18 protein-coding genes and 1 pseudogene are annotated in these 20,533 nt (G+C 48.6%); 9 read left to right on the top strand and 10 right to left on the bottom strand.

Annotated elements, in window-relative coordinates; translation table 11 throughout:
• Positions 1-28: 28 nt before the first annotated feature.
• The 3 genes from F3H97_RS14315 to F3H97_RS14325 all read right to left on the bottom strand — a co-directional run bounded on the left by F3H97_RS14315 (position 29) and on the right by F3H97_RS14325 (position 3,150).
• The gene (locus tag F3H97_RS14315) at positions 29-928 is read right to left on the bottom strand and encodes a class F sortase (protein ID WP_196431746.1); all 900 of its coding nucleotides are present in this window, start codon (positions 926-928) and stop codon (positions 29-31) included.
• A gap of 19 nt (positions 929-947) precedes the next feature.
• Complete coding sequence (locus F3H97_RS14320; protein WP_196431747.1) at positions 948-2,285, bottom strand: copper amine oxidase; 1,338 nt, start codon at positions 2,283-2,285, stop codon at positions 948-950.
• Positions 2,286-2,370: 85 nt separating this feature from the next.
• The gene (locus F3H97_RS14325) at positions 2,371-3,150 is read right to left on the bottom strand and encodes an AraC family transcriptional regulator (RefSeq protein ID WP_196431748.1); all 780 of its coding nucleotides are present in this window, start codon (positions 3,148-3,150) and stop codon (positions 2,371-2,373) included.
• Positions 3,151-3,273: 123 nt separating this feature from the next.
• On the opposite strand from F3H97_RS14325, the gene F3H97_RS14330 reads away from it, so the two are divergent.
• Positions 3,274-4,923: a glycoside hydrolase family 13 protein gene (locus tag F3H97_RS14330; protein WP_196431749.1), complete on the top strand. Its 1,650-nt coding sequence runs from the start codon at positions 3,274-3,276 to the stop codon at positions 4,921-4,923.
• Positions 4,924-5,026: 103 nt separating this feature from the next.
• Positions 5,027-5,533 carry a flavodoxin domain-containing protein gene (locus tag F3H97_RS14335; protein WP_196431750.1) on the top strand — a complete coding sequence of 169 codons (507 nt, stop codon included), beginning with the start codon at positions 5,027-5,029 and terminating at the stop codon, positions 5,531-5,533.
• Here the strand turns inward: F3H97_RS14335 and F3H97_RS14340 are convergent.
• Positions 5,497-7,095, bottom strand: coding sequence for a glycoside hydrolase family 55 protein (locus F3H97_RS14340; RefSeq protein WP_196431751.1), 1,599 nt, complete (start codon positions 7,093-7,095; stop codon positions 5,497-5,499). The genes F3H97_RS14335 and F3H97_RS14340 overlap by 37 nt on opposite strands.
• 261 nt (positions 7,096-7,356) lie before the next feature.
• Here F3H97_RS14340 and F3H97_RS14345 point away from each other — a divergent pair, with 261 nt between their 5' ends.
• The 4 genes from F3H97_RS14345 (at position 7,357) to F3H97_RS14360 (ending at position 9,155) form a co-directional block, all read left to right on the top strand.
• Positions 7,357-7,557, top strand: a complete 201-nt coding sequence (locus tag F3H97_RS14345; RefSeq protein WP_015880427.1) for a cold-shock protein — start codon at positions 7,357-7,359, stop codon at positions 7,555-7,557.
• A gap of 117 nt (positions 7,558-7,674) precedes the next feature.
• Positions 7,675-8,088, top strand: a complete 414-nt coding sequence (locus F3H97_RS14350) for a pyridoxamine 5'-phosphate oxidase family protein (RefSeq protein ID WP_143180203.1) — start codon at positions 7,675-7,677, stop codon at positions 8,086-8,088.
• A 183-nt stretch (positions 8,089-8,271) separates the two neighbouring features.
• Positions 8,272-8,778, top strand: a complete 507-nt coding sequence (locus F3H97_RS14355) for a DoxX family membrane protein (RefSeq protein ID WP_196431752.1) — start codon at positions 8,272-8,274, stop codon at positions 8,776-8,778.
• A gap of 80 nt (positions 8,779-8,858) precedes the next feature.
• Positions 8,859-9,155, top strand: a complete 297-nt coding sequence (locus F3H97_RS14360; RefSeq protein ID WP_159563308.1) for a DUF3817 domain-containing protein — start codon at positions 8,859-8,861, stop codon at positions 9,153-9,155.
• 18 nt (positions 9,156-9,173) lie between these two features.
• On the opposite strand, the gene F3H97_RS14365 is transcribed toward F3H97_RS14360, so the two are convergent.
• On the bottom strand, positions 9,174-10,427 hold the full coding sequence (locus F3H97_RS14365) for an MFS transporter (RefSeq protein ID WP_196431753.1): 1,254 nt from the start codon (positions 10,425-10,427) through the stop codon (positions 9,174-9,176).
• Between the two features lie 109 nt (positions 10,428-10,536).
• Between F3H97_RS14365 and F3H97_RS14370 the strand changes: the two genes are divergently transcribed.
• Complete coding sequence (locus F3H97_RS14370; RefSeq protein WP_196431754.1) at positions 10,537-11,727, top strand: helix-turn-helix domain-containing protein; 1,191 nt, start codon at positions 10,537-10,539, stop codon at positions 11,725-11,727.
• Between the two features lie 4 nt (positions 11,728-11,731).
• Here F3H97_RS14370 and F3H97_RS14375 read toward each other — a convergent pair whose 3' ends face one another.
• Both F3H97_RS14375 and F3H97_RS14380 read right to left on the bottom strand, forming a co-directional pair.
• Complete coding sequence (locus tag F3H97_RS14375) at positions 11,732-12,739, bottom strand: S66 family peptidase (protein WP_159563311.1); 1,008 nt, start codon at positions 12,737-12,739, stop codon at positions 11,732-11,734.
• Between the two features lie 62 nt (positions 12,740-12,801).
• On the bottom strand, positions 12,802-13,128 hold the full coding sequence (locus F3H97_RS14380) for a winged helix-turn-helix transcriptional regulator (RefSeq protein ID WP_015880434.1): 327 nt from the start codon (positions 13,126-13,128) through the stop codon (positions 12,802-12,804).
• A 106-nt stretch (positions 13,129-13,234) separates the two neighbouring features.
• On the opposite strand from F3H97_RS14380, the gene F3H97_RS14385 reads away from it, so the two are divergent.
• Both F3H97_RS14385 and F3H97_RS14390 read left to right on the top strand, forming a co-directional pair.
• The gene (locus tag F3H97_RS14385; RefSeq protein ID WP_196431755.1) at positions 13,235-14,038 is read left to right on the top strand and encodes a VOC family protein; all 804 of its coding nucleotides are present in this window, start codon (positions 13,235-13,237) and stop codon (positions 14,036-14,038) included.
• A gap of 310 nt (positions 14,039-14,348) precedes the next feature.
• Positions 14,349-15,694: pseudogene (locus tag F3H97_RS14390) on the top strand (IS1182 family transposase); the annotation flags it as partial.
• Positions 15,695-15,817: 123 nt separating this feature from the next.
• On the opposite strand, the gene F3H97_RS14395 reads toward F3H97_RS14390, so the two are convergent.
• The 3 genes from F3H97_RS14395 to F3H97_RS14405 all read right to left on the bottom strand — a co-directional run bounded on the left by F3H97_RS14395 (position 15,818) and on the right by F3H97_RS14405 (position 20,424).
• On the bottom strand, positions 15,818-16,138 hold the full coding sequence (locus F3H97_RS14395; protein ID WP_255541913.1) for a DUF6241 domain-containing protein: 321 nt from the start codon (positions 16,136-16,138) through the stop codon (positions 15,818-15,820).
• Positions 16,139-16,275: 137 nt separating this feature from the next.
• Positions 16,276-17,550, bottom strand: a complete 1,275-nt coding sequence (odhB, locus tag F3H97_RS14400) for a 2-oxoglutarate dehydrogenase complex dihydrolipoyllysine-residue succinyltransferase (protein ID WP_031421273.1) — start codon at positions 17,548-17,550, stop codon at positions 16,276-16,278.
• 18 nt (positions 17,551-17,568) lie between these two features.
• Positions 17,569-20,424, bottom strand: coding sequence for a 2-oxoglutarate dehydrogenase E1 component (locus F3H97_RS14405; protein ID WP_196431757.1), 2,856 nt, complete (start codon positions 20,422-20,424; stop codon positions 17,569-17,571).
• Between the last annotated feature and the right edge of the window lie 109 nt (positions 20,425-20,533).

The raw sequence follows: 20,533 nt of genomic DNA on the forward strand, positions 1-20,533 counted from the left end.
TCTAAAGCGAGTAAGGGGTCTTTTGTTGTCATTTTGTCATCTCGGACGGTTTCGACTCATTTCCAAGTTGGTCAATCGCAGTCACGTAGTAGGATGCATTGTTCTCATTTGTGACCTCGATACTTTTTCGTGCATGGGAAGGGATACTTTCGATATGAGTCGCTTTTCCGTCGATGACTTCGTAGACTCGATATCCAATCATGCTCTCTTGACGAACGGCGTGCCATGTCAATAAGTTACCTTTCAGTTCGACTGCCGTCGGTATCTCGAGATCGACAGTTTCGTTCAGTTCGGTATCCACCAGCTCTGTATAGACGACGAATCGTTCATCATAGCCCCCGTCCCCGAACGTACCCGAACAGGTAATCAAATTTAAGTTCCGATTTGATGTGGCACCGAAAATCTCTTCAATTGGCGCGGTTTTCGTATCATATCGTTCTGTTTTCGTGACGCGGAACCGAAGTGTGTTACCCGCCTCATCTTGAATCAGAACGTCATCGCCTTTTGTCAGTTGATCGAGTTGATAAAAGATAGCCGGGCCGGTCTTGCTGTCGACGTGACCGGCAATCACAGCATTTCCTTTGCTACCCGGTGTGACACCGGGTTCGAACCACCCGACCTGGTTCTCATCTTCTGGTACACCCATCTGTCCATTGTCTAGGACCCCGACTTGTTCGATGGCGGTGTCGACATCGATTTTAGGGATCTGGATTTGAACAGGGGTGACGGCCTTGGCGTTTTCTTCTTCCTCGGCTAAGCGTAGCTTTTTCACCTCTTCCTGTAGAAGTGAGAATTCAGCCGTTAAATCCGGGCTCTCCTCTATTTGTTTTTCTTCTACAGGTGGTGACGACGATTCTTGGGCGCTCGTCCACGTCCAGAAGCTAAAACAAAAGAGAGAGAGCGCCAGAAACAAAAGGCGCTTGTTCATGGGACTCCCTCCTTATTGATTATTGTTCAGACACTTTACGTTTGCGAAGCGTTACGAAGGCGAGTAAGATTCCGCCAAGTACAGCTAATCCAGCGTAGAGAGTGTTCATTGATTGTTCTTGTGCACCACCGAGACCTGTTTCAGGCATCTCTTCAGGCATCATTGTTTCTTCGAACTTGTCAGGCATTTGTGTCACGATCGCGTTACCGAGTGTTTCACCAACACCGAACATGAACGCATATCCTTCACGGAATGACATCCAAGCCGCTTCTGCATCGCCAGCGACATATTGATCGAATGTGTCGAGTACGAGCGTTTCGTGTTGTTTGATTGCTTCTTCACCGGCAGCTTGTGGTAAGTTACCTTCTGTTGCTGCATCGAGGAATGTGCTGAAGTCGACAGCGAATGTGTCGAGGCGCATACGCGCATCTTCAATCATCGCTTCGTCACCTTCAAGTGTAGCGGCAACGATGTCACCTTGTGCTGTGATGTGATCTGAATTCCATACTTTCTCGAACTGTGCTGCACCTTCGTCACCATATACGGATGCGATGGCTGCTTTGAAGTCGAGTGTGTTCTGGTCTTCTGCCCATGTCACGTAGTCATAGTCCTCTGCTTGGTCGTACCCTTTTTGCATACCGATTGCAGCGAGGGCGAAGTGCTCACCTGCAAGACTGTTCAATGTTGAGCGGAGTTCAACAGCTGGTGTGTCTGCTCCAGTCGTAAATTTGTCAGGCATTTGTGTGACGATTGCACCCGAGAGAGCTTTACTGATGTTGAACATGTGCTTGTAGCCTTCACGGAACGTCATGTAAGCTTCTTCGTAATCTCCTTCGACATAGTTATCGAATACAGAGAGGACTTGGTCTTCATGAAGTTCGAGTGCATCAGCTGCTGCGTCCTTCGGTAAGTTCCCTTCTGTCGCTGCGTCGAGGAATGTTGAGAATTCTTCGACGAACTCATCGACTTCCGCTTCCGCTTCCATGCGTAGTTCCTGGTTGTCTGATTTTGCTGCTTCTACGAAATCAGCTGAGTAGTCGTTATGACCACGGAAGATTTCTTCGAATTGTGCAGCGCCTTCTTCACCGTAGATGGAAGCGATGGCTGGTGTCATATCGAGCGCGTTTTGATCGAGAGCTTGATCCGCGACCTCAGCATCTGCCGCCTCGTCATATCCTTTCATCATCGATGTGACGGCTAACACGTAATGCTCAGATAAGAGTTGATCGAGTGTGGCGCGAAGGTCACCTGCTGGTGTACTTGCTGTCGGCGCCTCTGCTGCCTGTGCGTTGACTGGTACGAGTAGTCCTAAGGCTAGTGCCGGTGCTACGATTTTGTTTAACGTCTTCTTCTTCATGGGTAATCGCTCCTTTTCATAAGTGAGTGTTGTCGTTATTTACACCCATCTAACGGAGCAGTTCAAAAAATGGATCACTCTTTTTTTATTTTTTTTCGTTTTTTTGTTGAAGAGTACGATAAACCCCTGGTGCGACGCCATATTTTCGTTTAAAAATTCTGTGGAAATATGGGTAACTTCGAAATCCAGACAGTTCTGCAATCGTTTCTAACGAATGTTTTGTATAGCGCATTTGCTCTTCGGCAAGCTGTAAGCGAATCGATTGTGCATATTCGATGATCGTCATCCCGGTCCCTTCTTTAAAGAGATGAACCGTCCGTGAAACGCTGAGTCCAACCGCTGCGGCGACGTCTGACACTTTGAAATCACTCGTTACGTGCGCTTCGATAAAGCGCATCATGCGAGAGACGACTGGAGGTCGCGCATGGGAATGCACATCTTGAATCGAACGATCGAGCATGAGCAGAAGTGCTTGAACGAGTGTTTCGATTAAAACGGCACTTTGTTCAGACGGTGGACGGCGCACTTCTTCCGTAATGTGTTGCCATAATGATAGGAGACGGGGATCGATGGTAATGGAATACAGTCGATTCCGTGGAGTCGCATGCCACCATGTGTCGATTGAATGTCCGGTGCAAAAGATATGATAGTCTCCGCTCGCGGGTGTATCGACATGCATTTCATAGAAGTCACCCGGACGGACAATCAATACGTCACCAGGTCGTGTGATCATCGTTTCTCCATTGACCACAATCCGAGCCGTTCCTTCTGTTTGTAAGCGAATCAGATATGTATCGAGTAAGTTGGCGAATGGAAAAGTGTAGGTCGTTGTATGATACGAATAGCCACAAAAGCCGATTTCCATAATAGTCTCCTTATTTTATAGCAAAATTGTACATATCTTAATCATATCATGGATGGTCATGAATCCTTGAAGACAGTACGATGAAAGCGTTGAAACGGAAATGAACTTCAAGGAGGACGTAACATGAAACAATGGTGGAAAGAAGCGGTCGTATATCAAATTTATCCACGTAGCTTCAATGACTCAAACGGTGATGGGATTGGCGACATCCAAGGGATCACGGAGAAGATGTCTTATTTGGCAGAACTCGGGATCGACGTCATCTGGCTCTCGCCGGTATACGATTCACCGAACGACGACAATGGATACGATATTCGTGATTACCGTGCCATCATGGACGAGTTTGGTACGATGGATGACTTTGATGCGATGCTTGAAGAAGCACACCGTCACGGGATTAAAATCATGATGGACCTCGTCGTTAACCATTCTTCGGACGAACACCAATGGTTCATGGAGTCACGTTCTTCAAAAGACAGCCCATATCGTGACTATTACATTTGGAAAAAAGGGAAAGATGGTCAACCTCCGACGAACTGGGGGGCTTTCTTCGGCGGCAGCGCTTGGCAGTATGATGAGGCGAGTGATGAGTACTACCTCCACCTCTTCAGTAAGAAACAACCGGATTTGAACTGGGAAAGCGAGACGCTTCGTCGTGAAGTGTACGACCTCATGACATATTGGCTCGATAAAGGGGTCGACGGGTTCCGGATGGACGTCATCAATATGATTTCAAAAGACCCGAGCTATCCAGACGGTCAAACGCAAGGAACGGGGTATGGAGACGGGACACCATTCTTCTTTAACGGACCACGCATCCATGAATTCATGCAGGAGATGAATCGGGAAGTCTTATCGAAATACGACACAATCACGGTAGGGGAGATGCCAGGGGTCAGTGTGGAGGAAGCCAAACTGTATACGGGTGAAGACCGCAACGAACTGAACATGGTCTTTCATTTTGAACATGTGGACGTCGGGAACGGAAGCTTCGGGAAGTGGAATCCGACCGACTGGAAGTTGACTGAGTTAAAGACAATCTTCTCGCGTTGGCAAGAAGGGCTCGAAGAGGAAGGATGGAACAGCCTGTACTGGAGTAACCATGACCAGCCCCGTGCCATCTCACGCTTTGGAAACGATTCGCCTGAATATCGCGTTCGTTCCGGGAAGATGCTCGCGACACTTCTTCATCTATTGAAAGGGACGCCTTACATTTATCAAGGAGAAGAGTTCGGCATGACGAACGTCGCGTTTGAATCAATCGATCAGTACCGAGATATTGAGACGTTGAACGCCTACCGTGACTACACATCCAAAGGGTTGTTAACGCACGACGAGATTTTCCGTGGCATCCATGAGCGAGGACGTGACAATTCACGTACACCGGTACAGTGGTCAGACGAAGCACATGGTGGATTTACGACAGGGACGCCATGGATCGAGGTCAACCCGAACTTTGTTGACATCAATGCGGAAGCGGCAAGGAAAGATCCGAATTCACTCTTCCATTACTACCGTCAGTTGATTGCGCTCCGTAAAGCGAACCCGCTCGTCGTCTACGGAAAGTATGAGCTGTTGTTACCGGAAGATGAGGCGGTCTATGCATTCACACGTTCATTCGAAGGTGAGACATGGCTCGTACTCTGTAACTTCTCCGACGAGACACAACAACGAGAGCTACCATATGACGTGAAAGAACGTGTCATCGGAAACATGGAACCGATAGAAGCGTTCACCCTTCGTCCTTATGAAGCACAAGTGTATAAACTGTGACGAAAAGCTCGCCAGACGGCGAGCTTTTTTAAGTGCATACGTATCTTCTCTCGATGATTCGGGAATAGTGTAAGTAACGTCTGACATGAAAAGAGGGAACGACATGGGTACTTTAATCGCGTACTCTTCCAGATATGGAACGAGTGAAAAAGTGGCGGCTTTACTCGCCGAACGTCTATCGGGTGACGTTCGTGTCCAAAATATCGTAGAAGAGCCGAACGTCACGTGGGAGATGGTAGATCACGTCATCGTCGGGAGCTCAATTCGAATGGGCACGATCCAAGACGAGATGAAGGAATGGTTGACGCTTCACGAAGCACACTTGCTGGAGCATCCCCTCGCTTTATATTTGTGTGCCGGGACACCGACAGAGTCGGAACGGATGCGCGAGCTAGAAGAAGCCTATCGTGACACGCTGCGCGAACATGCCTATTTCGTCGAGGTCGTCGGGAGCGGATACGACTTTGAACGAATGGGCTTTTTAGACAAAGCAATCGTTCGCATGATGGCCAAACAAAAAGAGAGTTCACTTCAACTCGACGATGCCAAACTGAATCAACTCGTGGAAGCCGCTCAAACGTCTGAGCGCACCCGGTCTGAAAATCCTTGAGCGATTAAATCATGCACATCAATCGGGCTTTTCGTGGAGATGAGTACATCTCCGCTTTTTTTCTGCCCTTCAATCTGATGAAGAGAAAGGTGTTCGAGATGACGACCGATTTTTAGAGCGATAGGTGCAGATTCTTGGCATCGTAAGGCATCGATGGTCACTTCATCGGTGCGGTTATCTCCCCCAAATAGTTCGAGGTCGGCTCGGGCTGTGGTAAACCCGCGCACGGCGATTCGTTTCAGTTGAACGCGTCTCGATTTGTATTGAATCGCAAGTGCCGGATGTTGTTCGTAATCGTAGGTCGGGTCGCCGATTGCAGTCAAACCATGAATCAAGACGTCCTGATAGGCCGATACAACCAGGCTTCGTGGTGAGGATTTTGTATAGAGTGAACTGTGAACCGGCTCGACGGACACTAAGTTTGTGCCTGATAGGAAGCGGGCTGTCTCTGAGTTCGGATCGTCTGCTAAATGATGACCGATGTGACGGAAATTAAATGAACGATTGTCATGCACCGAAAGATGGCCGAAGATATGAACGTCGTGTGCGGCAGATGAGGTCCCATGTGCTTTTACTTCGATGCCTCCAAAGCAGCCTTCCGTTCTATTGTGAACGAGTGTGACGTGCCGCGAACCGTCATCAATCTCAATCCCATTTGAGTTTGAGAACCCTAAGGCGTGTGTTCGACCGTGAGGATGATGACAATAGCAGTTGGTAATATAAATGGCATCACTATGGTGTGTGGTGATTCCGTCATCCCCATAATTTGTCGCCTCGAGATGATCGAGATGGATGTATCGGCTCCCGTTTGCCGCGCGAAGCCCGTCCCCTAAGTAATGATAGTGCGGAGACGTGATGTCGAACGCATGGAGCCCAGCATTTTTGGCTGTCACATGATGCACCCATCCATACGTCACATGGGCAAACGTCAAGGCGCTCGATGTCGTGTCACCGCTCGTCGTCCGTTTCACATCCCCTAGGCGCGCGCCATTCCAATCGAGCGTCAGGTGGCATACCTCGATATGATGATTTCCTGCGAAAGGCGTGGCGTTTCGTAACAATCGTCGATGTCTCGGTGCACGATCGGACAGTTTGAGAATCGTGACGTCTTGTCCTGCACCTTCGAGCACGCAGTTAGAAGGCAGACGAATACCCCGAACGATATAAACGCCTGCTGGGACAAAAACACGACGGTTCGAGCGGATGGCGAGTCGAAAGGCGAGGGTACAATCCGTTTTTCCATCTCCAACAGCACCATAGTCCGTCACATCAACACGTTGTTTCGTCGTCTGCAGTAAATTCAAATATTCGGCATCGAGCCGACGCATCCAGACGGGACGAACGATGCCGTCGACTTGCTCGAGCGGAAAGGACGTGCGGACAGGGGTGATCCGTTCCGTCAATGGGATTCGACACGGTATAGATTGTTGTTGCTCAAAGTAAGAAGCTTCCCGTGTAGCACGGTGCCATTCAAGTGTTTGTTGGATGAGGTCTTCTTCCGACCAATCGGAATAAGAGGCAATCATCGATGCGATTGCGTGTGGGTCCTTAATGTTTTTCATTATAAATCCTCCTAGCATCATCTTCTCTAGCATGTACCCGTTTCACCTTGTTTTTTAGCAATCAGAAGTATTTACTAGACAGAAACATCTAGTCGTGTTATATTCAATATGTGCTTAATTAAGAATAGCTGGAATCATAATTCACAAGTGCTTGGGATTATTTTTCATTAGATAATCCAGAGGCTTGTATTTTTTTTGGTCAAGTTTTTTCTAGTAAGGCACTACTATAACGCATAGCGTTTATTTCAGGAGGGTTCATTCATGAACACAGGTAAAGTAAAATGGTTTAACTCAGAAAAAGGTTACGGCTTCATCGAAATGGAAGGCGGAGACGACGTATTCGTACACTTCTCAGCAATCCAAGGCGACGGCTTCAAAACACTTGAAGAAGGCCAAGAAGTAACTTTCGAAATCACTGACGGAGCTCGTGGACCACAAGCTTCTAACGTTGAAAAAATCTAATCTTCCTTTCTAAGGAATATGATACCTGCTCGCATCGGCGAGCAGGTTTTTTTGTGTTTAATCCCATAGTTTGAGGGAACAGTATACGAGCGACAAATCATGAAGGAGGAATTTGGAATGAGTGCAAAAGACACAGCGTTAAAAATTCTAGAGGGTAGCAATGTCGGGACGATGGCGACCGTGTATAAGGTGAAACCCCACAGTCGATATATGACATTTTTCCATGATGATTTCACACTCTACACAGCAACCTCGAACGATACAGATAAAGTAGAAGAACTAGAAAAGAATCCATATACACATATTTTAATCGGCTACGATGGAGATGGGGTGGGCGACACTTACTTAGAAATCCTCGGTAAAGCGACCGTGTCGGATGATGAATCGATGAAAGAGAAAGTATGGAACGAGAAACTTGAAGGATGGTTCGATGGTCCGGACGATCCAAAGCTTGTCATCCTAAAAATCGAACCGGAATCGATGCGCGTGATGAACAAGAAAGGTCAACCACCACAAGAAGTGACACTATAATCTCTTCTAAGACACCTAAATCGGGTGTCTTTTTTTGTGGATGAATGTGAATAGAATATGGCGTACATATGGACGAATCATGAACAAAGGAAAATACATATGTGAAATAGTGAACATGAATGGTATATTGTGAATGTAATCACATTATACATTTATTTAACTTCTTGAAAGGGAGGAATTATGATGTTCACGAAATTTTGGCAAAATCATAACATCGCTACAGCGATCTTGACGGTGTTACGTGTATGGCTCGGTTATCATTGGTTAACGGCAGGTTGGGGTAAAATCACGGGAGGTTTTGGAACAGAAGGATTCTTAAACAATGCGGTGTCACTCGCTTCTGGAGAACATCCGGCCGTTGCTGGATGGTGGGCTGCATTCCTAGAAAACTTTGCGATTCCAAACGCCGGGTTATTCGATATCCTGATTCCTTACGGTGAATTCTTGGTAGGCTTAGGATTATTGCTCGGTGCCCTCACACGTAGCGCAGCGTTCTTCGGACTTGTCATGAACATGGCGTTCTTACTATCAGGAACAGTCAGTACGAACCCAACGATGTTGATCGTATCTGTCTTGATTTTAGTTGCCGGTCATAACGCTGGAAAAATTGGGGTCGACGGGTTGTTCCTTCGCCGTTTTGTCGACACGAAAGTATTACATCGTTCACCAAATCGTCAAATAGCCTCGTAACTTTTATGCGTTCTCTTGTGACAAACCTCTCACGTTTCGGCTACGATAGACATAGCCTACAGAAATAAAGGAGAACGCATATGACTACGACTCATTTTAAATGGCTTGGCTACACAGAAGGTGTATCTTTCTTGTTGTTACTGTTCATCGCAATGCCGTTGAAATATATGGCTGGTATTCCACTCGCGGTCAGTATAGTTGGTGCAGCACATGGTTTCTTATTTGTTGCGTATGTGCTCGCGGCGATGTACATGGCATGGCGCTTGCGCTGGGGATTCAAAGTTTTGACGCTTGCTGTCATGGCATCGGTTATCCCATTCGGACCATTTTTATTAGAAAAACGGGTACTCCCATCAACAGAGAAGACATCGAACTGATTCGTTCGATGTCTTTTTTTATGATACGCGATCCATTGACTGAGCTGAATCTCGTTCTGCTCGAATGTCATGACGGATTCGGTACGTGAGGACGAACGTGCAGATGAGTAGACCCACCATACATGCGGTGTAGAGATGGGCGACAGAGACGAGATCACTCATTACCCCGAATAGGATAAATCCAATCGGCGTAATCCCCATCGCGAGTGATTCGAGCACACCGATGACGCGCCCTAAATAGTTCGGATCCGTATTCGTTTGGAGGAACAATTGAATCGGGATGTTGACACGTACGATCAAGAAACCACTCAATAAAGCGAAGATCGCGAAAAAGAAAATTGACGTGAGGACGTTGAAGTTAAAATATAATGGAATGGCGGGTCCGACGAACAGAACGCTAAGAATGGTCAACGCGGATCGCATCGTTGCTAAGCGATGTTTGATTTTGAATAACGGTAAGGCATGAAGTAAGGAAGCGACTAAAAAACCAATGGCGACCATGCTTTCAAGGAGTCCGAATTGAAACGGGGACACACCGACTTCTTGTAACGCTGCAATCGGGAACAACACTTCCGATGCGACGAAGAAGAAGTTCAAAAATGCGGCGAGGACGGCAACTGTCCACAAGACTCTTTGTTGTTTCAAGTAAGACAGGCCGGACCGTACGTCTTCCCAAGTCGATTGTTCGGTGGGTGCAACCTCTTTCTGATGAAATTTAAGTCGAGAGGCGAGAAGTGCGGCAATCATAAAGAATAGAGCTGAACTGAACAAAAAGACAGGAATCGGTATAAGCTTAAACAGTGCCCCGGCAAGAAGCGGGGTACCGATGCTTGAGATGGAGATAATACTTTGAATGAGAGAGTTGGCGCGTTGCAGTTCATCTTCCTCAAATAAAAGGGGAATCGAACTTGATAACGTGACCGATAAGAAAGTGGAAACGATCGCTAAGAAGAATGTGATGACGTAAAAAGCGGGTGCTTCAAACGTCCAAAGTAAACTTCCAACACCTGCGAGTAAAAATAATCCTCCGTTCAAAGACTCCATCCTAATGATGACTCGCTTGCGGTCAAGTTTGTCTGCATAAGCGCCGGCGAATGGGGATAAAAGCACACGGGGTAATGTACCTGCGAGGAGAACGAAGGCGAATTGGAGCCCAGATCCGGTCGTCGTCAACACCGTGAGTCCCGCCACAAACGTAAATAAGTTGGATGCGAATAACGACATGAATTTACCGAGCAGTAAAATTGATAGATTGGAAGAGAGAAACTTCATAGGAACACTCCTTTGCAAATTAGTTAAATGTGATTTAACATTATCATAAAGGCAACGAAGTAAATTGTAAATATAAAGTTCAATATAATTTAACTTTTAGAGGTGACATATGATTGGTGAGCGCATCAAAGCATTGCGAAAACAGAAAAAAATGACTCAGACGCAGCTGGCGGAAGGGATTGTCACAAAATCGATGCTCAGTATGATTGAGAACGGAAAAGCAGAGGCATCGATGCGCAGTTTACGAGAACTTGCCAGTCGATTAGATGTCTCGATGCAACAGTTATTGACCGATCCAAAAGAGGTCGAACTACAGTCGCTGGTGGAAAAGCTAGAATTTGAGGAGATGCAACTCATTTCACTATCGGATCAAAAAATTCGGGAAATGCTCAAGCCTTACTTACAGGAAGAAATGAACTCCGTATGGCAAGGAAAAGCATATATGCTGTACGGTGATACGTACTTTCAAGAGGGCGAGAGTGAGAGAGTACTAGCTTACTATGAACGCGCGATTGAGATTTTTGAGAAGCTAGGTGAGTCCGAAGAATTGGCGATGGGACGAATTAGCCAGGCTTATTATTTATTGATGTGGAATCGCTACGAGGAATCGATTGAACGGATTGAAGCGATAGAACTACTTGATGCAAAATATATGAAAACAAAGACCCGAACTGAATATGCCATGTTAATTGTATTTAAGAATCTTCTTTGTGATGAGGATTTAGAAGGGGCAATTCGACAGCTTGAAGACGTGCTCGAGTATATGACACGGACAAGAATCTACTACCGTGCGGACGACGTATATCGCACCATTTCGATTTGTGCGCTCTATTTGAACGATGAGAAGAAAATTCATGAGTCGTTACAAAAGGCGAAGCAATATATTCAGTTCACGGAAGATCGTTTGGCTGAAATCAAAGTGGCACTTTCTGAAGCGCTCTATGCGATGGAATATCGACATGTCAAACTATTAGGAAAGAACATCAAATTGATGGAATCCCTCACGACAGATGTCGAACCATTTATTGCAGCGATTTCGATGGCGAAAGGTGTGTACTACGCTTTTCGAGGGGAAACGGAAATGGGAAGAGAGTGTTTATTGGCATTATGGAAAAACAGAGACGAGTGGAAAACACATAGCTTAGTCGATATCGCGATTTACTACGAAGGTTTATTAAGGGGAACATTGAACGGTTGTGGGGATGGCTGGGTGCCAGTCATCGAAGAACAAGTAGCTGAATTCCCGCAAGGACTGTTTCGAAAACGTTTAGAGACATTGCTACAACAAATCAAGGGCTGACGAATCAGCCCTTGAACGTTTGAATCAATGTTCCTTTGCCATGCTCGACTTGTACAGAAGCGTGGGCCCCATTGACGAGTGTCATCTGAGGGGGGACGTGTCCGCAATCGATATCAAAAAAGATAGGAACTTCTAACATATGATGAAGCTCCTCATATACCATTTCGACCGTATAGTCTTGATGCACAGAGGGGGCGTCACTCCGTCCAAATAGAATACCCGACGTCTGCTCGAACCAACCGGCCCACTTCATTTGAAGAAGGGTCCTTTTTAATGCTGGGACGTTCAGCTCAGCGTTCTCAAAATACCAAAGAATCGGTTCATCGTTCAGGTGATCGCGTTGGAACGTCTTGACGTCTCCATACGGTGTCCCGATTGTATGTAAGAGCACATCGAGACATCCACCGAGCAAGCGCCCCGTTGCGTTCTGACCACCGATCGCTTTCCATTCGGTCGTCTCCGTCAGATGAAACAGATGTGGCGTCGGATTATCATGCTGCCATTCGTTTTGGAACTTCTCGGACGAGCGTTGGATGACCGTTTCGTCGGTCCGCGTCGACAATACATCGAGCCAGCGTGAACTCGTCTCGTCCCACATATCGGCACGCAAGTCGACTAAGTTTGGACCGTGGGCGGAGGCGATTCCGGTTTTTAGCGTATACACAAAAAGTAATAGACTCGTATCCGAATAACCGAGCATCCATTTTGCGGACAAGGACTGCCACTCGATGTGATCGAGGATTTCCATTAAGAGTTCCCCACCCCAGGGCGGAACAATCAAGTCGACATTGTCATCTTGAAGTAGAGATGTCAGTTCATGTGCACGGACCCGAGCCGGAGCGGACTTCCCAAATCGTTGTTTCCACGCATTCGGAGTGAATTGCAATGTGAACCCTCGATTGGAAAACTTATGTTCCGCTTGATGCAATAGATGGTGCAGTTCTTCTGGTATACCTGACGAAGGGGCGGTGACACCAATTTGATGACCGGTTAACTGTGGATAACGAATCATGACAACCTCCTGTGGATAAGTGATATGTTCAGTAGAAAAATGGGTTATCCACATGTGGACAACTAATTAGAGCGCATCCGTTCGGCATGACGCATTCCCCATTCGTTCATCGCTTCGAGAATCGGGATCAGTGTTTTCCCGTACTCACTTAAGCGATAATCGACACGTGGTGGAACTTCTGGATAGACGGTCCGGATGACGATATCCTGTTCTTCTAAGTCGCGGAGTTGTGCGGTCAATATCTTTTGGCTGATTTTTGGTAACGCGCGTTTCAACTCACTGAAACGCAATGTATCTCCATTGATCAACACGAGGAGGATGGAATGTTTCCATTTTCCTGTAATCAGTTCGAGTGCCGTATCGACTTCACAGCTTGTTATGTTAGTCACGTCGCTCTTCCTTTCCAATAGTATCGTTGAAGTAACTATACCACCTTTTTGTGCCTACTTCTGTAACATCGACCGAGCGGGTATAGTGAAGGGGAGGTGATGATATATGAAAATCGAAAAAATCGAACTCGGTCCGGTAACGCTTCGAGTCCGTGACATTGAACAGGTGACACGATTTTACGTAGACGTGATTGGAATGAGTGTTTTAGAAGAGAGCGAAGAGCTCATTACACTCGGTACGAAGGAACGTCCGCTTGTCATCCTGCACAGTGTCCCGCAAGCGAAAACCAATCCACGGGCGGCAGGCTTGTTCCATTTAGCTATTCTGTTCCCGAACCGTGTAGAGTTAGGAAGCATGTTGGCGCATCTCATTGAGCGACGCATCGAAGTGGGGCAAGGCGACCATCTCGTGAGTGAAGCCTTCTACTTGAGCGATCCAGAAGGAAACGGGATTGAATTGTATGCCGACCGCCCGAAGGACCAATGGTCGTACGAGGCAAACGGCCATGTGAAAATGGCGACCGAGCCTGTCGACTATGAATCGATGCTTCAAGCGGCAGCCAATCGGTCGTTTACTGGTTTACCGATCGGAACGACGATGGGGCACGTGCATTTTAAAGTGCGCTCAATCGAGGCGGCGAAACGTTTTTATCATGATCGGCTTGGGTTCTCCATTACGACGGATTCTTATCCAGGCGCACTTTTCCTAGCAGCTGATGGCTATCACCATCACATCGGGACGAACGTGTGGGCCCGTCCGAGCGATCCTATGGGAATGGAGACCGGAATCGAAGCATGGACGCTGCTCGTCAATGAAGAGACGAACCGGGCGTTAGGCGGAATATCGTCTGAATGGTCGTTGACCGATGAAGACGGAATTACCGTGCATATTAAAAGAACGAACGCTTGAGCGTTCGTTCAGCTTGTTGACAAATAAGATGTACGAACTCGTCCTTCCGGCGCCCACGCTTTCCGCAGGCAATCCCGGAGCCGCATCGCGACTCAAGTCGCTGCTGGGTCTCCGTCGGATTGCTTTCCTGCAGGAGTCGGGGCGCCGTGGGACGAGCCACACGAATGGTCGCCACCTTTGGCGACCATTTGTCTTTTTCTGAGGCCTCGATGGCCGAAGAAAAAGCCCGATACATACTTCGAACCGGTCCAAACGGGGAATGAAGAAGATAAACACCACGTTCGCCCGTCATCAAAAGGAGGTACCCGATATGTATCGCGCCCATTCCGAGAAGCGACATGAACCGATCCAGTCGAAGACCACGTTGGACCAGCTGGTCCCGCAGGATCATCTCGTCCGGAGACTCGACCGCCACATCGACTTCTCGATCGTCCACCGGCTCTGCGCCCCGCTCTATTCGAACACCGGTACGCCCGGCATCGACCCGGAGATCATCATCAAGATCATCCTACTCGGACCCCTGTTCAACATCCGTTCCGTGCGGCAGACCGTGAGGGAGGTTCAGACGAACCTCGCCTATCGCTGGTTCCTCGGTCTCGGCATCGATGAGAAGGTTCCCGACCATTCGACGATCAGCCAGGCCTACCGCCGACGCTTCCAGGGGAACGACGTGTTCCAACAAATCTTCGAGGACATCGTCCGACAGGCGGAATCTCACGGTCTCGTCTCCGGGCGCATCCTGATCACGGATTCCACGCACATCCGGGCGAACGCGAACAAGAAGAAGTTCGACAAGGTCGAGGTCGAACGGGTCGTCGGTGCGATCGAGGACGAGCTTCTCACCCGCGTGAACGAGGGACGGGCCGAACGCGGAAAAAAGAACTGAAACCGGCATCTGAGAAGAGGGAGCGCCGGCTCGTCAAGGTGAGCCGGACCGACCCGGATGCGGGATACATGTATCGTGACCAGAAGCCGGAAGGCTTTTTCTGGCTGGCGCATCGGACGGTCGACGCCAAGCACAATTTCATCGTCGATGTACACGTCACACCCGGGAACGTCTCGGACAGCACCGTCTATCTCAATCGGCTCGACCATGTCCTCGAACGTTTCCATTTCCCGCTCGAGGCGGTCGCGCTCGATGCAGGCTACTTCACGACCGGGATTGCGAAGGCGCTCGTCGAACGGGGCATCTTCGGGGTCATCGCCCGGAGGCGTTTCGGTGGGAAGAAGGGGATGTTCCGCAAGACCCGGTACACGTACCTGCCCGAGGAAGATGCGTATCTCTGTCCGGCGCGACAGCGCCTCACCTATCAGACGACGGACCGCCACGGCTATCACCATTACGTCTCCGACCCCTCCATCTGTCAGAACTGCCCTCTCCTCGAGAAGTGCACGTCCAGCCGGACGCACCGAAGGGACATCACACGCCACGTCGATGAACATTACCGCGAGCAGGTGAACGAGAACCGCCTGTCCGCGTCCGGGAGATCCCTTTACCGACTGCGGCCGCAGACCGTCGAGCGCTCGTTCGCCGATGGGAAAGAGCTCCACGGGCTCCGTTTCACCTTCTACAGGGGGACCGCGAAGGTCCAACGTGCCAATCTGGTGGCAGCCACCGCACAAAACATGAAGAAGCTGGCCAACCTGTTGGCCAGAAAGGACCGTCTACATAACATTTCTTCAATCTTTTGTCGGGCAGAGCGCCTCAAGCTCGTTGAACCTAAAAAAAGACGAACCAAATCGCACATGGCGATTTGGTTCGTCAACAGCCTGAGGAGTTCATGATGAACTCCTTTTGCTTATTCTTCCGTTTCCGTATCCACGTCTTTCTTCTGCACGTGTCGCCAGTCCGTTCGAGAATTCAATGACAGCATACATTTCCTCTAACAATACGTCCTGTTCTTGATCACTCTCATCGAAGATGGCTTGTTCCCATCGTTCAATGATTCCGCCGAGTTGAAGATAGTCATCGTTTTTGATTTTATTCTTGTCGCGCAACAACTCCAAATAGTCACGAACCTCTTTCAGATTTTCATGTGTCATCGAGGTGGCACCCGCTTTTTCTGTCACCAAGACTTTTTGATGGGTGATCAGTTGCATCGCATCGACGCGATTGTCTTTTCTCGTTGATTTTCATCATAAATATTTACTCAACAAAAAAACCTATAATAAGATTTTTTCTAAAACCTGACGTAAAAAAGCACTCGCCCCTATATAGGAGCGAGTACTTCCTGTTCTTACGCTTCGAACAACAATTGTTCTGGATCTTCAATCATGTCTTTGATGTGCTTGAGGAATGTCACAGCCTCACGACCATCTACGATTCGGTGATCATACGAGAGTGCCACGTACATCATCGGACGGTTCTCCATTGTATCCGCATCGATGGCGACTGGACGGAGTTGAATCGAGTGCATCCCAAGGATAGCGACTTGCGGTCCGTTCAAGATTGGTGTTGAGAGGAGTGAACCGAACACGCCACCGTTTGTGATCGTGAACGTACCACCTGTCAAATCACTCAACCCGAGCTTGTTGTTACGCGCTTTGTCCGCGAGGTGAAGGATATCTTTCTCGATTTCCCCGAAGTTTTTGCGGTCCGCTTCACGGACGACCGGAACGACGAGACCATCTGGAGCCGAGACGGCAATCCCGATATCATAATATTTCTTCAAGACGATTTCGTTGCCTTGGATTTCAGCGTTCAAGTAAGGCATCCGCTTGAGAGCTGCCACTGCTGCTTTCGTGAAGAACGACATGAAGCCGAGTTTGACATCGTTGTCTTTCACGAACTTCTCTTGGCGACGTTTACGAAGTGCCATGACCGCCGACATATCGATTTCGTTGAACGTTGTGAGCATCGCTGCCGTCTGTTGCACTTCGACGAGGCGGTTCGCAATCGTTTGACGACGACGTGTCATTTTGATGCGCTCTTCTTCTTTTCCACTCGCTGCCGGTTGTGGTGCCGGAGTGGCAGCAGCTGGTTTCTGCTCTTTCACGGCTGGTTTGTCTTCATGTTTCGAAACGTCATGGACGTTGATGCGACCGATTGGATCGTTCGTTTGGACAGCTGAAAGGTCGATACCTTTCTCTCGAGCGAGCTTGCGTGCAGCAGGTGTCGCGATTGGTCCTTTACCCGGGCTCGCCACGTGCTCTTCACGTTTCTCGACTTTCTTGCCTTCTTCAATAGACTCTGTCTTTTTCTCAGTCGGTGCTTCTGTTTTCGTTTCTGTCGCGTTTTCCGTCTTCGTCTTCGTCGCGACAGCCGTTCCGCCACCAGAACCTGAACCGAGACGTGCGATGACTTCACCGACTTGAACCGTGTCCCCTTCTCCGGCAAGTTGTTCTTCTAACACACCCGCTTCGTCAGCCGGGACTTCGATATTGACTTTATCTGTCTCGAGCTCGACGATCGCTTCCCCTTTTTCGACTTGGTCGCCTGGCTGTTTGAGCCATGTCGCGACCGTTCCTTCCGTAATGGACTCTGCTAATTCCGGTACTTTGATTTCGATCACAATGAGTTCCCCCTTAACTTATTTACGATCTTTTTGATATGTGCTCGTGCCTGCAGCGCTCGAGACGACGTCACGAGAGAGTGCTTCACGGATGATGCGTGCTTGTTCTTGTTTATGAGCTGTCGGATTCCCTTCAGCCGGACTCGAACGACGGCGACGGCCGATATAACGGACATCGAGTCGGTTCGTTGTGACCGCTTCTAAACGAGGCTCGATATATGTCCAAGCCCCCATGTTTTTCGGTTCTTCTTGAACCCAGACGATTTCACGCGCGTTCGGATAACGGCTGATGACATCACGAATCTCACGAACCGGGAACGGGTAGATTTCTTCGACACGGACGATATGCAAGAAGTCGAGTGACTCTTCTGACTTGCCGACCGCTTCCGCGAGGTCGATCGCCATTTTCCCTGTGCAGAAAACAAGACGTTCGACTTTCTCTGTGTTCTCCCCGAGACCTGGCTGTTCGACGATTGGTTTAAAGCTCTCTTCCGTAAACGCCTCGACTGGTGACGTGGCGAGCGGGTGACGAAGCAGACTCTTCGGTGTCATGATGATCATCGGACGAATCTCTTCTTTCCCGAGCATCTCTGCTTGACGACGGAGAATATGGAAGTATTGTGCCGCAGACGAAAGGTTTGCGACTGTCCAGTTTTTCTCCCCGGCAAGTGTCAAGTAGCGTTCCATACGTGCACTTGAGTGCTCCGGCCCTTGACCTTCGTAACCGTGCGGCAAGAGCATGACGAGGCCTGATTTTTGACCCCACTTCGCGCGTCCCGCCGAGATGAACTGGTCGAACATGACTTGCGCCGAGTTCGCGAAGTCACCGTATTGTGCTTCCCATAGGACGAGTGTATCTTGTGCGAATACGTTGTAGCCATATTCAAATCCTAGCACCGAACCTTCTGAGAGCGGGCTGTTATAGACCGAGAATGATGCTTTCGCCGTCGACAACTCATGGAGTGGCGAGAATTTTTTACCTGACTCGACATCGTTCAACATGATGTTCCGTTGGGCGAACGTTCCACGCTCTGAATCTTGACCGCTCAAGCGGACCGGCGTACCATCTGAAAGAATCGACGCGAAGGCGAGCGTTTCCGCATGACCCCAGTCAATTTTCCCACCTTCGCTGAACGCGTCACGGCGACGGTCGAGCACTTTTTGAAGCTTATGGAAGACACCAAAGCCTTCCGGCCAGTTCAGTAACTCTTCGTTCAATTGCGTGAGGAATTCCCGTTCGACGCTCGTGTCGACTTTCGGGAATCCTTTATGGACCGCATCCGGTAATACGATATCTGCATCTTCTTCTTCAGAAGGAACGAGATCACGTGCTGCCTTCAAGACCTGTTCGATTTTTTGTTCGATTTGCGCTTTCTCATCTTTCGTCATGATGCCTTCTTCCTCAAGTCGTGCAGCATAGACGTGACGGACAGACTGGTGTCCTTTGATGGCTTTGTAAAGGACCGGGTTCGTGTTCATCGGTTCGTCCATTTCATTGTGACCGTAACGACGGTACCCGATCAAGTCGACCAAGATATCTTTATGGAACTTGGCACGATACTCACTAATCAACTTCGCGACGGCAACACATGCCTCCGGATCATCCGCATTGACATGGAAGACTGGAATCTCGTAGCCTTTGGCGATATCACTTGCATAACGCGTCGACCGCGAATCGTTCGGGTCCGTTGTGAAACCGATTGTGTTGTTGGCGATGACGTGAACCGTCCCACCTGTACGGTAACCCGTCAAGTTCGTCATGTTGAGTGTCTCCGCGACGATACCTTGTCCTGGGAAGGCCGCATCTCCGTGGATCAAGATTGAGGCTGCCAAATCGTCGTGCTGTACAGCCGATCCTTTTTCAGAACGGTCATCTTGTGCGGCACGTGTATATCCTTCGACGACCGATCCGACGAACTCGAGGTGACTCGGGTTGTTCGCCAAGTTGAGACGGACTTCTTTTTGCTGTTCGACCACTTTCCGGTCAAGACCGAGGTGATATTTCACATCGCCTGACCAACCGAAGTTGATGCCGATTGACCCTTCAGATGGAATCAATTCTTTGTTCGGCGCGTGTTGGAACTCCGCAAAAATCATCTCGTACGGTTTGCCGAGAACATGGGCAAGTACGTTCAAACGTCCACGGTGGGCCATTCCGATATTGATATGTTCCGAACCGCTCGAAATGAGGCCTCCGACCATCGCATCGAGAAGTGGCACCATCGCATCCAATCCTTCGATTGAGAAGCGCTTTTGTCCGACGTATGTTTTATGAAGGAATGATTCAAACAGTTCGGTTTCAGCCAAACGTTTGAACAACTCGACTTTTTCTTCTTTCGAGAAGGTTTGCTGTAACGCCCCTTGTTCGACTTGACGACGAATCCACTTCTTCTCTTCCATGTCATCTAAATGACGAAGTTCGATGGCGACCGTTCCTGTATAAACGTCAAGCAAATGACGGAATAGTTCTAAGGCGCTCGCGTTTGGTTTTGGTGCATCGTCTGATAAAAGGCGGGCCGGAATTTGTTTTAAGTCTTCTTCTGTCAAATCATAGCGTGACAGTTCGAATAGTTCCTGCTCGCGCGGGTGATCTTTTAGTGGATAAATATCAGCTGCTTTATGACCGAAAGCACGGATGTCGTTGATGAGCCGTGTCGCCGAGACGACCTTCTCTAAATCAAACGATGGACCCGAGACCGGCACTTCTGTCGGTGACGACGTTTCCGGTGCCCCAAATTCGTCAAAATATCGACGCGTTTCTTCATCGACCGATGATGGGTCTTCCAAATATTGTTCATACAGTTCAATGATGTAGCCTAAGTTAGGACCATAAAATGCTTGCGATTTCTCGTGAACATTCGACGACTCTCCCATTGAATAAATCCCCCTTATCCATTCCTAAACGTTCAATCTGTGAACGCTTTCATTTTAACATGTAGCCCGAAGCAGTTCACCTTTCTCCTACCCTGGTGAACAAAACCAA

This window comes from Exiguobacterium sp. SRB7LM (genome assembly GCF_015712685.1).
In the GTDB taxonomy this organism is placed as follows: Bacteria; Bacillota; Bacilli; order Exiguobacteriales; family Exiguobacteriaceae; genus Exiguobacterium; species Exiguobacterium profundum.

What these genes read in the sequence shown, in the direction of transcription:
- F3H97_RS14375 (WP_159563311.1), bottom strand. Translation starts at nt 12,739, where the DNA reads ATGATTCGTTATCCACAGTTAACCGGTCATCAAATTGGTGTCACCGCC.
- F3H97_RS14355 (WP_196431752.1), top strand. Translation starts at nt 8,272, where the DNA reads ATGTTCACGAAATTTTGGCAAAATCATAACATCGCTACAGCGATCTTG.
- F3H97_RS14340 (WP_196431751.1), bottom strand. Translation starts at nt 7,095, where the DNA reads ATGAAAAACATTAAGGACCCACACGCAATCGCATCGATGATTGCCTCT.
- F3H97_RS14395 (WP_255541913.1), bottom strand. Translation starts at nt 16,138, where the DNA reads ATGCAACTGATCACCCATCAAAAAGTCTTGGTGACAGAAAAAGCGGGT.
- F3H97_RS14365 (WP_196431753.1), bottom strand. Translation starts at nt 10,427, where the DNA reads ATGAAGTTTCTCTCTTCCAATCTATCAATTTTACTGCTCGGTAAATTC.
- F3H97_RS14360 (WP_159563308.1), top strand. Translation starts at nt 8,859, where the DNA reads ATGACTACGACTCATTTTAAATGGCTTGGCTACACAGAAGGTGTATCT.
- F3H97_RS14315 (WP_196431746.1), bottom strand. Translation starts at nt 928, where the DNA reads ATGAACAAGCGCCTTTTGTTTCTGGCGCTCTCTCTCTTTTGTTTTAGC.
- F3H97_RS14330 (WP_196431749.1), top strand. Translation starts at nt 3,274, where the DNA reads ATGAAACAATGGTGGAAAGAAGCGGTCGTATATCAAATTTATCCACGT.
- F3H97_RS14325 (WP_196431748.1), bottom strand. Translation starts at nt 3,150, where the DNA reads ATGGAAATCGGCTTTTGTGGCTATTCGTATCATACAACGACCTACACT.
- F3H97_RS14350 (WP_143180203.1), top strand. Translation starts at nt 7,675, where the DNA reads ATGAGTGCAAAAGACACAGCGTTAAAAATTCTAGAGGGTAGCAATGTC.
- F3H97_RS14370 (WP_196431754.1), top strand. Translation starts at nt 10,537, where the DNA reads ATGATTGGTGAGCGCATCAAAGCATTGCGAAAACAGAAAAAAATGACT.
- F3H97_RS14405 (WP_196431757.1), bottom strand. Translation starts at nt 20,424, where the DNA reads ATGGGAGAGTCGTCGAATGTTCACGAGAAATCGCAAGCATTTTATGGT.
- F3H97_RS14345 (WP_015880427.1), top strand. Translation starts at nt 7,357, where the DNA reads ATGAACACAGGTAAAGTAAAATGGTTTAACTCAGAAAAAGGTTACGGC.
- F3H97_RS14320 (WP_196431747.1), bottom strand. Translation starts at nt 2,285, where the DNA reads ATGAAGAAGAAGACGTTAAACAAAATCGTAGCACCGGCACTAGCCTTA.
- F3H97_RS14385 (WP_196431755.1), top strand. Translation starts at nt 13,235, where the DNA reads ATGAAAATCGAAAAAATCGAACTCGGTCCGGTAACGCTTCGAGTCCGT.
- F3H97_RS14335 (WP_196431750.1), top strand. Translation starts at nt 5,027, where the DNA reads ATGGGTACTTTAATCGCGTACTCTTCCAGATATGGAACGAGTGAAAAA.